The organism is Pseudoalteromonas sp. K222D (genome assembly GCF_017653575.1).
Taxonomy (GTDB): domain Bacteria; phylum Pseudomonadota; class Gammaproteobacteria; order Enterobacterales; family Alteromonadaceae; genus Pseudoalteromonas; species Pseudoalteromonas nigrifaciens.
This window is the reverse complement of sequence record NZ_JAGGDL010000062.1, coordinates 1-12,227: the sequence shown is the minus strand read 5'-3', so window position 1 is coordinate 12,227 and position 12,227 is coordinate 1. Positions and strand designations below refer to the sequence as shown.

Annotated in this window: 7 protein-coding genes and 1 pseudogene; 3 read left to right on the top strand and 5 right to left on the bottom strand. The window is 37.3% G+C overall.

What is annotated here, in order from left to right; all coding sequences use genetic code 11:
* The first annotated feature begins 188 nt into the window (after positions 1–188).
* Positions 189–1,328 (top strand): hypothetical protein, encoded by a 1,140-nt coding sequence (locus J5X91_RS17400; RefSeq protein ID WP_208835323.1) that lies wholly within the window; start codon positions 189–191, stop codon positions 1,326–1,328.
* A 672-nt stretch (positions 1,329–2,000) separates the two neighbouring features.
* Here J5X91_RS17400 and J5X91_RS17395 read toward each other — a convergent pair.
* From J5X91_RS17395 to J5X91_RS17375, 5 genes and pseudogenes are all read right to left on the bottom strand, one after another.
* The gene (locus tag J5X91_RS17395) at positions 2,001–5,243 is read right to left on the bottom strand and encodes a P-loop NTPase fold protein (RefSeq protein ID WP_208835322.1); all 3,243 of its coding nucleotides are present in this window, start codon (positions 5,241–5,243) and stop codon (positions 2,001–2,003) included.
* Positions 5,244–5,645: 402 nt separating this feature from the next.
* Complete coding sequence (dut, locus tag J5X91_RS17390; protein ID WP_208835321.1) at positions 5,646–6,101, bottom strand: dUTP diphosphatase; 456 nt, start codon at positions 6,099–6,101, stop codon at positions 5,646–5,648.
* Between the two features lie 343 nt (positions 6,102–6,444).
* Positions 6,445–6,582: pseudogene (locus tag J5X91_RS17385) on the bottom strand (dUTP diphosphatase); the annotation flags it as partial.
* Between the two features lie 106 nt (positions 6,583–6,688).
* A complete protein-coding gene (locus J5X91_RS17380; protein WP_011326846.1) occupies positions 6,689–7,057 on the bottom strand; it encodes a YacL family protein in 369 nt (122 codons plus the stop codon).
* A 114-nt stretch (positions 7,058–7,171) separates the two neighbouring features.
* The gene (locus J5X91_RS17375; RefSeq protein WP_011326845.1) at positions 7,172–7,390 is read right to left on the bottom strand and encodes a hypothetical protein; all 219 of its coding nucleotides are present in this window, start codon (positions 7,388–7,390) and stop codon (positions 7,172–7,174) included.
* Between the two features lie 314 nt (positions 7,391–7,704).
* On the opposite strand from J5X91_RS17375, the gene uvrD reads away from it, so the two are divergent.
* A complete protein-coding gene (gene uvrD / locus J5X91_RS17370; RefSeq protein ID WP_058372303.1) occupies positions 7,705–9,870 on the top strand; it encodes a DNA helicase II in 2,166 nt (721 codons plus the stop codon).
* Positions 9,848–11,917 carry a GNAT family N-acetyltransferase gene (locus J5X91_RS17365; protein ID WP_208835320.1) on the top strand — a complete coding sequence of 690 codons (2,070 nt, stop codon included), beginning with the start codon at positions 9,848–9,850 and terminating at the stop codon, positions 11,915–11,917. The genes uvrD and J5X91_RS17365 overlap by 23 nt, the downstream gene beginning before the upstream one ends.
* The last annotated feature ends 310 nt before the right edge of the window (positions 11,918–12,227 follow it).

Sequence of the window (12,227 nt, the reverse complement as noted above, 5' to 3'; positions counted from 1 at the left end):
TTCATATAAATAGTGACCTGCTGATCAGTGATTCGTGTTCCCGGCACAGTGAACTCCTCCGTTCTGCTGTACCGAACCTTATCAGATCAACCGGCCAAGATAATTGTCGCTAGACCGGCCACCGTAATTGTCGCTTAATACTCCCCAATAAAAATTACGAGAACTTTTGGAATTCTGTTGATTGGTTTATGCCTTTTTACATAGCTAGGGGAAAAATTAATGATGCAATCAATAGTACGGGTATAAACGTACTTGAGCACAGTCACTGGAATAGATCGGTTTTACAGAGTCGTTTTGAGCCTTGTCTATCTTCAATCTATACTCTTGATAATATTATTCCTATCACGGTACAAACTCTTGCTGACTCAGCAGCAATATCCAAACATTTACCAATAATTAAAGAGTCCATTTTGGCTTTTTATAGTGGAATGAAAGTGGCTGCTATAGCCGCTCTAATTCCTATTATTGAAGATATCCTTGGTTCAATTATTGGAGAAAAAGGTTCTGACCTAGACTTAGTTCACAAAGTTAACAAGTGCATTGACTTGGCAAATGAAAAGGTTGTAGCGCTCCACATTAATGGAGCGGATTGGGTACCGCCTGAATATATTGACCTATCAGTTATGAAAGTGATGAACGAGCGAACTTTTGCCTTAGAAACAATTCGGTATTGGTTAGTAAACAGTTTTTATGCCAAAACTGCAAATTACGATAATCACTCCGGATTTAACCGTCATTTCTTTGCTCATGCTAAATCCGATATTTGGCATAACCCGTCTAACTTTTTCCGAACTATGGGGTTAATTCAAGCTCTGGCGGTTGTAGAATGTTTTGCTGTAGAGGGGAGTAAAGTTAGTCTTTTCTCTCCAAAACCAGATGAGCGTCATGACTCTTTTCGTATCGAAGTCTTAGCTTGTTTAAACACCCAAATTTTTAAAACAAAAATCCTTCAACTATTACAAATTGACAATAATCTACCGTTTAACGATACAGCTTCAGATGATGGCTGGCTTCTCAGGGCAGCGAAACTATCGGAGAAGATGAATGATGAAATTATTCCTCGCTTACGGAAAAAAAGTTGGCAGTGCCACTCATTTATTGACCCGATAAAGGAAGGTGAACATATCACAGTAAATGCGTCTAAAGGCAATCGTGAGATTAAAGTTGCTCTGCTCTACACATGTGCAACTGGAAATGACATTTATAAAAAGCTTGATAAATCCTGTAACTTTATTCTTTATCAAGGAGCACATTACCACCAAGATAGTTATGCGCTTGGCACTACGGCCAGCGTTCTTCCTCTTAACGCATGGATAGCACCAGATTAGTAAGTAATTCAACTGCAATCTCGATTAACCAAATGCTTTCAAAGCTTTTTTTTACCTCAAAACATATTGCTAAGATTAGAAGGATTAGGTCAAACAGTAAGTACTAAAATTGTTACGAGCAAAAAAAACAATAAGGAATGGGGCAGTGCAAAACACGAGGATACTGATGATTTCCTATATAGGCTGAGTCTAATATCAAAAATTCATGATAATAAAAAAATATTTACTCACTTTACAGATGATCCTAATCTATATAAATCTGTGGCAAATAGGAATGGCAATATAACTTGGTTTATTTATCCGCTTATAGAGCGTTCTTAATATACACTAATTAAACACATTATGTCGAAGGGCTAACTTTTTGCTGCACGACAAACCAGCCACAAATGCGGGCGATACCGCCGTCTGCTTGTGGCACTTTTGCGGAGTTCAACTATGAGAGAGTTACGAACACTCGCTCTAAAAAATATTTGGATGAGGGGGTTAAATTGGAGTCGACTGTCATCGGCCCTGTTTTTGGTATGAATACACGGGGCCAAGCAAGGAAGCTATGATAATGAAAACTTAAAGTTTCTATACGTGAATTAAGTAAGAACAAAGCTGTCAAATTCGTCACCGTATAAAAGATCTCAAAACAATTATAAAGAGGGACTTTTAATTAGAAGCTTGAACTTACTGTTCCGTAGCTTGGGTTAGTAAGCTCTTTTTAGCTTCTTCGATTACAGTAACTTTATTTAAATTTTCGAAAAGCAAACCAACTTCTTCTAGACTAATCATCTCGGTAACAAAAGAAGACACTAAATTACCATCCCACTTTTCAAAACCAATATTTTGTATATCAAACCATGTTGCTATTTCTTGGTTAGATACAATATTCTCGAATAAGATCAAAATAGACTCACTTTTCATTGTACCTTGCAACTCTACATAATTTCCGCAGTTTGCTATGATGCACTTTGCTTCTTTAGATGATGTGCTAGGCAAGCCAATTAACTTATTTAACGCCCTAGAAAGCTTACCACAAGAAGTTTTAGGAAGTATTGAGATCAAACTATCTATCCAAGTTTTATTTGAGTAGTTCTCCATATTATTCTTAGACAACTCAGTAAAAAAGTGTGTAAGTGAATCATTTAATGACCCACATTTGATGAACGATTTATTATTTTTTACGTACCATTCATCTACAATTAGCTTAATTGTATTGCTTGGTTTTTCAATTTGCTTTAACCACCAATCCATATTTGCCTCATTATCAATTATTTTAAGAATTTTATCTCGCCATAAATCAGGGGCTTTTATATTAATAACATCATTTAAGAAAGATTTATTCATGCCTTCTAGGTTTTTTAAAGTAAATTTATAGTGGTCAATCCAACCATTGAAAAAAATCAGCATTGCACTCGGTTCGATATTAATAGCTTTTATAGTGTCATATTTTTCAATAACTTGGCTTAAAATCAGTTTGTTCACGCGTTTCTTAACCAGTAGAATCTTTATAGCCTCGGCAACATACTTACTTAATGACTCATTCTCCAGAGAGGATATCAGCATGTCAAACTCACAAGAAACAGCAAGGCAGTTAGCTAACTCGTTGTGAAATTCACTATCAAGTATAATGTATGATTCATAGTAACGAATATGTTCAGGAGTTTTATGATAAACGATATTAGATACCGCTTGGGCTAACCACTTAGTTTTATATTGCTCTTCAATAGCAGTGATGCCTCGCTGATAATAAGATTGTTGCTCTGCTCTGTACCATTCTTCAAGGTATATATTTGACTCTAATATCGATATTCCATTATTAATTGATTCAACCTCAGGCATTGATAGATACAGCTCAATCGTTTTTTCCTCTTCATTGAGCCACCCTATTTTGAAAAAGCTTGAAATGTACTCAAGTAATTCTTTGTCTATAGTTTGTGCCTTATTAGCGACAAAGAATAGACTCTGAATATTCACCTCTTTTAATTTACCGACTCCTACTTTCCAATTTGGGAAAGCTTTTCGTTTAGGCCACAAATGCTCAATAAACAAAATTTCGTTAAATGATTTAATTATATTCGGAGTGTATTTTAAAAGCTGCGAACACGCATAAAGTATTTCAAGGTTTGTATCTATATCTTTTAATTCAAGAACTTCACTAGGAGTTTTATTGTTCGATTTATAATAATTTTTAATTCTAGACTTATTTACGTCAATGCCTAAGTCTGATAACTGTTTTGTTGATGAAACTAAAGCCTCAATATCTTCGATGTCGAAAGTGTCTTTTTCTATAGCCGAATTTATATGGGAGGACCATTTATCAACCCATGTAGTGTATTTTTCATCTTCAGACTCTTTCATTGACAACATTAATGAAATAAATTTATCGGTTCCTTTATCATCAATCAAATCTGATAAAATTTTGTCATAGGCATAGATATTTTGTTTAGCTATGAATGGTTCTATATCTCCACTTTCTAACGCCCGGCTTAATGGGCTTGTAAGTATCTCGCTTTCAGCAACATTATAACTCGACAAATAATGTATTGAGACGAACTCTTTAGACCACAATTCAAAATTGATAGTACGCTCAATAATTTTCTTACTTTCTTGTAATTTATCTTGAATACTATTTTCTTTTGTTTCTGAGGACAATATATCAGTAGAAGACAAACCATAGTTTTGTACTGACAGTTGATAATAAAACGCGGTTATCACATGAATTGCTTCATTATGTGTTGATAAAATACTTACAATTGAATTTGTGAGCTTTTTCATAAAACGAGGAGTAACTTGGGTATTGAAAGCATATGTCCAAAGGTCGAACAGTGATAAAATCCCTTTTAACTCTTCACCTTTAACTGAGAGCCCTGTTTCTCTAATCATACCTGAAAAACTCCTTTTCCAATCTGCTGATAGTATTGGAGCAACTCTAAATGATATCGGAATTCTTTTAGAGATAAACTCAATTCCCTCGGCTTCATCCGAAGATATTGAAGATGCAATATGTTTAATTGAATATGGGATTAATAATTGTATTTTAGTTTGCGCAATAGAAGTGAATACCTCGATATCACTCCAAACCTCTCTCAATTTCTCATTAGTTACACGATCCAAATTATCCAGCACTAGAATAAATCGTTTTTCTTCAGGGATTTCATTAACGAAAGATTCTAAAGCTTGCTGTAATTCATAAGCACCGACTTCTTTATTAATTTCAATAGTTTCTGAAATAGTGTCTTTACTATTTCTTTTGAAAATATCACCTGTTGTTGGTGGCGTACCAAAAAGCCAAAGAATCTTTCTACTTTTTTGTGCACACCTAACAATATGACATGGAAACCAAGCCAGTATTATGGCAAGTAAAGCCAAACCGCTAAAGTTAAAGCTTCCGTTCGCAACTTCAAAGCCACCTGTAAGTCCATAAAATATATATAGTAAAAAATTACTAACCCCTATTAAAGCTTCAGGTAGAAGTCTCACCCCAACTAATAAAGCAATCGTAAACCAAATGATCCAAATATTAATATTACTTTTGATATTGGACGTATATTCAAAATGATTACCTAAGGCAACATTCTTTGCCTTTTTAACTATACCTTTTTTTTCTGACTTTATAGAACCTTCGATAGCAGAATAAAGCTTTTCAATTAAGGCCTTCTTGGTAGCGCCATGCTGAAATCTTTCTACATCAAATTCAACAAACTCATATTGTTCTTCTTTACTCATATCTTTAATGAGTTCTAAAACCGTACTTTTACCAGACCCTAAATTACCTTCAACACCGACAACATTAATATCGTTAGCACCTTTTAGTGCTTTAAAAACAGCCATAGCAGTCCTGCTATGGCTACCACTATCAAATAAATCTTTTTGAGAAGGTTTTTCTATTAGGAACTTATAGTCGCTATTGTTATTTTCATTATCCATATGAGATGTAACCTAAAAGTTTGTGAGTAGTCAGTTCAATGTACAAAAATCGTATTAATACAAGCTAGCATAGGAAAATTTATATGTCATTTAACTTGCTGTAAAGACAAAATAATTAACGTTCGGTTGCTTATATACATAGACGGTATTAAAGAAGGGCTTGCATAGATTGCACAAAGAGAGCGACGACGAAGTCAAAATTACACTTTTATATTAAATGACTATTGTATATGTTTTGCATTGTATTAACTGAAAGGTTAGAAGAGGCTACAGTTCTGTTTAATAATTTTGTTAGGACTAGTTCGAATTTTAGCGTATTAAAGTAGGCAATAATGAAGACACATAGACGTAATTCTTGTATGAAAAAAACCATGTGTCGACATTTAACTATTTGATAAGTAATTATTTACGGCCTGAATGTCCGAAACCACCTTCGCCCCGGTCACTTTCTTTAAACTCTTCAACCACTGAAAATTCAGGCTGAATGACTGGTAAAAACATTAATTGAGCGATACGATCCGCAGGCTCGATAGTGAATGTGTCACTCCCACGATTCCAACAAGAGATGAATAATTCCCCCTGATAGTCCGAATCAATTAAACCTATTAGGTTACCTAATACAATACCATGTTTATGACCTAAACCAGACCTAGGTAATATTGTTGCAGCCATATCTTTGCTTTTCATGTGTATAGCGATGCCTGTAGGTATCAATTCTGTTTGGCCGGGCTTTAAGGTAAGGGGTTCATCAATACATGCTCTAAGGTCGACGCCAGCAGAACCGTCTGTTGCGTATGCTGGTAATGGAATCTCATTGCCCACTTTAGGACTTAAAATTTTTAATTCAACTGTTTTCATTGATACTCCGAATATGCGTTGAAACTTTTTATTAAAGTGTCTCTTATAGATTTAAATATCTAAAACTATGCTTGAACGAGTTTTTCGAAAAAACTTGGACTTTTATCTATAGTTTAATGTTTATATTTTGGTGAATGTTAATGGATTTGGTGGTTAGTATTTATTAGTCTTTGTAGAATGCTAGTGAAATTCAAAACGTAGCAAACATATATTTTTGTAAGTGAAATTTGTAAGTAACATAGAAGTTAAAATGCAGAACATTAGCAACTTAATAATCAGTTAGTTACGACACTTTGTTCACTAACTTATTCGACAGGGCTTACAATTTAGCCAGTGATAAGCGATCGAGCATTTCTGCACACTCAACCCAAATGGCTCTGTACCAATCAAACCCTTGGCTAAACCATTGGTCATGTACTTTGGTATTCATGGCATTTTGCATTTCTAGCATCACTACTAGTTTGTTTAAATTGGCAGACATATCAATTCCTGTCGTTTTTGATTAGCTAAATTTTCATTAGTGTAATAATACAGATAAAATGCTTGTTGTGCATTGCTGTATATTTTCATTAGTGTGCTAACTATGTTTATCTTGAAGTCGTAAACTCATGCCATGAGTTTATTAGGTCTATAAAATCTTCAAAACCACAACCACTGCTTAGGCCATTTTCTTCAAGCATTAAATCGTCGTCTTGATAAGCCATAAGATCTTCACTGTCTTGGTGCAGAGCATGGGCTTCAAATAGAGCTTCGTCTTTCGTTAAAATTAAATCTATTTCTTGGCCCTTTAGCGTTAAAGGCTCAAAGCTTGAACTCACCGATGCAATAAGCGCTTGCACCATAGCTATTTTATCTTTGCCTATTTCTTCGTTTAACCAGCGGCCAATTATGGCATGCTCGCTACTTATTTTAATGCGTAATCCGCTAATTGGATCGCGAATAAATTGATATTCCATACGTATCGCTTTTAAATCGTTAGTTGTGCAATTATATACGTAAATAGCTGCAGACGCTAAAAAGCAAAATAGCGCCAAAAGGCGCTATTTTATAAAGCTTTAATATTAATTACGTCACGATCTATAACGTGCTGCATCAATAATTGCCCAAACATATACAATAGCGGCAATTATTCCTGGCACAATTAAAAACCATAATGCCGCACCACCAAAAAATAATATAGCGAATATAAGCGCGGCAAGAATACGCCCTTGCACTAGCTGCCCCAACCCCGGGAAAAATATATTACATAATGCTGCGATTACGTTACCGCCTGAACCTTGTCCTGACATACTAACCTCTGTAGTTTATTTAATTTTTATATTTTAGCTATAGAATTACTTACACACTCTATGCCAATTTAATAAATGTTACAAATCATATAGTTGTATTTTTATCAGTTTAACGCTGTGGTGATTTTTACTAAATTGAGGTCAAATTAGCAATTTTTATTATATCTTTTTAACCTTTTCCGTTTTTGATTCGCTATCAAGCTACTAGTTTAGAACATAATTTTATGAATAGCTGTGTATAAAAACAGTATTTTATTTAGCCTAACAAAAACACCTGCTATACTGCCCGCATTATTGATTAAAAAGGCGTAACGATGGACGTTTCACAATTACTCGATGGCTTAAACGACAAACAACGCGATGCCGTTGCAGCCCCACTACAAAACATGCTGGTATTAGCAGGTGCTGGGTCTGGTAAAACACGAGTGTTGGTTCATCGTATTGCTTGGCTAATGCAAGTTGAGCAAGCCTCAGCGTATAGTATTTTTGCGGTTACCTTTACTAATAAAGCAGCTAAAGAGATGCGTACTCGCGTTGAAGAGACGCTAAAAGCGCCGGTTGGTGGTATGTGGATTGGTACTTTCCATGGTTTGTCGCACCGTATTTTACGCGCGCACCACCGTGAAGCAAAATTACCCGAAGCATTTCAAATTTTAGACTCAGACGATCAGCTACGTATGATCAAACGTTTATTAAAATCGATGAATATTGATGATAAAAAATGGCCCGCTAAACAGTTTGGTTGGTACATAAGCGCTAAAAAAGATGAAGCACTTCGCCCTAAAGATATTCAAGCCTACGATATTAACGAGCAAATGATGCTGCGCGTGTACGCGGCGTATCAAGAAGCATGCGACAGAGCAGGCTTAGTCGATTTTGCCGAAATACTACTGCGCAGCTACGAAGTACTCAAAAATAACCCTACACTACTGCGCCATTATCAACAGCGCTTTGCACACATGTTAGTAGACGAGTTTCAAGACACCAACACCATACAATACGCATGGTTAAAACTACTTGCTGGCGACTCCAATAGTATTATGATTGTTGGCGATGACGATCAGAGTATCTATGGTTGGCGCGGTGCAAAAATAGAAAACATTAAACGTTTTTTAACTGACTTTAGCGCAGAGACCATTCGTCTTGAGCAAAACTATCGCTCTACCGCCACTATATTAAAAGCCTCAAATGCCCTGATCCAAAATAACTCAGAGCGTATGGGTAAAAGCTTATGGACCGACGGTAACGAGGGCGAACCTATTTCTATTTACGCCGCATTTAACGAGCTAGACGAAGCGCGTTTTGTAAGTAGTAAACTGCGTAGTTGGTTAAATGCCGGCAATGCGCTGCAAGATGCGGCTATTTTATATAGAAGTAATGCGCAATCACGTGTACTCGAAGAAGCCATGCTACAAGAAGGCCTAAAGTATCGTATTTATGGCGGCATGCGATTCTTCGAACGCCAAGAAATTAAAGACGCCCTGTCGTACTTACGCATAATAGGTAACCGTCAAGACGATGCTGCATTTGAACGAGTAATTAATACTCCAGCTCGTGGTATTGGCGATAAAACGCTAAGCCATATACGCGACTGTGCACGCGCCGAATCGTTACCACTTTGGTATGCAGCAAAAGCAATTGTAGAGCAACAACATTTATCTGGCCGCGCTTCTGGTGCAGTGAGTAAGTTTGTCGAACTAGTAGAGCATATTGAAGATAAAATTAGCGATCTAACGCTACATGAGCAAGCTAAGTACGTTATTCAAACTTCTGGGTTAATGGCAATGTACCAAGCCGAAAAAGGTGAAAAAGGCCGTGCCCGAGTAGAAAACTTAGAAGAACTTATTAGCGCTTGCGATCAGTACGAATTGCCTGAGGAAGAAGAATATAGCTCTCCTCTACAAGGCTTTTTAGCGCATACCTCGCTTGAATCTGGTGAAGGACAAGCAGAAGAGCACGAAGACGCCGTACAAATGATGACATTGCACTCAGCTAAAGGTTTAGAATTTCCGTTAGTGTTTATGGTTGGCGTAGAGGAAGGTATGTTCCCTTCTCAACAAAGTAATGAAGAGTCTGGCCGTTTAGAAGAAGAACGCCGCCTTTGTTATGTAGGTATGACCCGCGCTATGGATAAACTATATATTAGCCATGCCGAAAGCCGTCGTTTATACGGACAAGAAAAATACCATACACCATCGCGCTTTTTACGGGAAATTCCCGAGGACTGTGTTGAAGAAATTCGTATTAAAACCCAAGTATCTCGACCACCCGCTGCAGGGCGTTTTAGCGCATCAGTTAGTCACGCTGCATTTGAAGATAGCGGCTTTAACTTGGGGCAACGTGTACTGCATGCTAAATTTGGTATTGGTACAGTACTTAATTACGAAGGTGCGGGTGCGCAATCTCGCGTACAAGTCAACTTTGATGATTTAGGTAGTAAGTGGTTAGTAACGGCATATGCAAGACTACAAGCTATATAAAAAGCAACTCATACAACTAGAACAACAATTAGCTGGCGCGCATCACCGCCAGCTAGTGCTTGTTACTGGCAATGATAATTGGTGCTATGAGCTGACAAACTCACTAGTACAAAATACTAATACACTTACTCTATCTAAACATTGTGCACTTAAAAATGCTCAATGGCCTGCACACATTCACCAAATATTAGGACAAGAATTTACCCACGCCATTTACGATGGCTTTAGTGGCTTATACCCCGATAAGTTGGCCGCAATTGCTGGTACAGTTAGAGCTGGCGGAGTATTGTTTGTATTACTTCCTGAGCTGGGTAACCTAAATAACTGGCAAGATCCCGCATTAAAAAGTGTCCAGTCTCATGGCCACAGCAATCAATATAGTTTATTCAATCAGCGTTTCAGCTCTATTATTAAAAGCTTACCGGCCTTGCATTACAGTGAAGAATTTGGCTGCATCAATAATAATTATAACTATGTCCTGCACAGTAATATTGATTTTGAACCGCAGAAAAACTGCGTAGCACAAATAGTAAAAGTAGCTCATGGTCGCGCCAATAGACCGCTACTGATCAATGCAGATAGAGGCCGAGGAAAGTCAGCCGCATTAGGCCTAGCAGCCGCAAAATTAGCTGATAAAAATGTAATTATTTGCGCCACTCAATTTAGAGCAACACACAGCAGCTTTAAACACTTAGCTGCACAGCTAAATGTTAATTACGATCCATTACAAAAACAGCTTGCTAACATGCAATATATTGCGCCAGACGCTCTGTTAAATGAGCTTCCCGAGTGTGACGTACTCTTAGTAGATGAAGCTGCTGCTATCCCAGTGCCTATGTTATTAAGCATGTTAGCGCATTATCCTCGTATTGTATTTGCAAGCACCTTAGTAGGTTATGAAGGCAATGGTAGAGGCTATACAATTCGCTTTAGTCAATATATTAAAAACCACTACAAAGCTTCTAAAGTAATTACTCTTGATGAGCCATTGCGCTTTGCTAAGCAAGATCCACTTGAGCAGCATATTCGTAGTTTATTAGCACTTGATGCACAGTATCAAGAGACTAATAGCAATAAATCGCAGATTCCTAAGCATAGTGAAGTAACTCAGCAACAACTCGTAACTGATGAAGCACTATTGTGCCAAGTCGTTGCTTTACTTGCGCTTGCTCATTATCAAAGTAGTGTGAATGATTTACGCCAGTTGTTAGATGCGCCATCGCAACGCATATTTATCAGCAAAATAGACAAGCAATTAGTGGGTGTATGCTTAATCGCGATAGAAGGCGGTTTAAGTGAAGAACTTACTGAGCAAGTTATAAGTGGTGAGCGCCGCCCACAAGGGCATTTAATGGCGCAAACACTTGCACAACTGAGCTTTAACAGTGATTTTTTAACTCATTTAAGTGCGCGAGTTGTCCGTATTGCAATTGATCCAAGCTCACATAATTGTGGCCTAGGAAAAGCATTACTGAGCTATAGCGAGTCACAAGTAAAAGAACAATGTACTTGGTTTGGTGCTAGTTTTGGTGCCACTGCACAATTGCTAAAATTTTGGCAAAGCCTAGGCTTTAATGCTGTTAAATTAGGTTACCAACGCGACAAAAGCACTGCTGAGCACGCAACTTTAGTTGTTAAATCTCTTAATGCACCACAACAAAGTTTACAGTCACTGATTAAACAGTTTCAATACGAGCTGTTTTATGGCCTATTAAGCCACTTTAAGTCATTAGAATGGCAACTGGTTAGCACATTACTGCGCTCATTTAATGATGAGGTAATAGCTTCTGATACGTTAAGGTTATTTACACAGCAACTCAGCAGTAACCGCTTTACTATTTCACCCACTCTCTGGCGTTTAATTAGCCAAAATCCTGTTATAATTACTAGGATAGCAGCCAATCAGCAGCAACTTTTAATTCAAACAGTTTTACAACACCATACCGATGAGCAACTTATTAAAAATTTAAATCTCAGCGGCAAAAAGCAATTAGAACAACTGTTTAGAAACACAACAAACATACTCGCAAAGCAACTTTCTTCATAAAGCCATTTCACTTTTCTGCAGACGTAAAAAAGCCCGAATCGTTAAATTCGGGCTTTCTACAATTTGGAGCCTGGCAATGTCGTGGTGCCCACAGCAGTGGAAAATCACAGTGCAAATGCACCACATTCATTGGCTAGTGGTGATGTTTTCATGATTTGAGTGTCGGGTGTCGCTACGCTCGCCCAACCTACGCGGGAGACTTGTGTACATTATTCACCCACATTTCACTTTTCTACAGACGTAAAAAAGCCCGACTATTTCTAGTCGGGCTTTCTACAATTTGGAGCCTGGCAATGTCCTACTTTCACAT

What these genes read in the sequence shown, in the direction of transcription:
- uvrD (WP_058372303.1), top strand. Translation starts at nt 7,705, where the DNA reads ATGGACGTTTCACAATTACTCGATGGCTTAAACGACAAACAACGCGAT.
- dut (WP_208835321.1), bottom strand. Translation starts at nt 6,101, where the DNA reads ATGAAAACAGTTGAATTAAAAATTTTAAGTCCTAAAGTGGGCAATGAG.
- J5X91_RS17365 (WP_208835320.1), top strand. Translation starts at nt 9,848, where the DNA reads ATGCAAGACTACAAGCTATATAAAAAGCAACTCATACAACTAGAACAA.
- J5X91_RS17375 (WP_011326845.1), bottom strand. Translation starts at nt 7,390, where the DNA reads ATGTCAGGACAAGGTTCAGGCGGTAACGTAATCGCAGCATTATGTAAT.
- J5X91_RS17395 (WP_208835322.1), bottom strand. Translation starts at nt 5,243, where the DNA reads ATGGATAATGAAAATAACAATAGCGACTATAAGTTCCTAATAGAAAAA.
- J5X91_RS17400 (WP_208835323.1), top strand. Translation starts at nt 189, where the DNA reads ATGCCTTTTTACATAGCTAGGGGAAAAATTAATGATGCAATCAATAGT.
- J5X91_RS17380 (WP_011326846.1), bottom strand. Translation starts at nt 7,057, where the DNA reads ATGGAATATCAATTTATTCGCGATCCAATTAGCGGATTACGCATTAAA.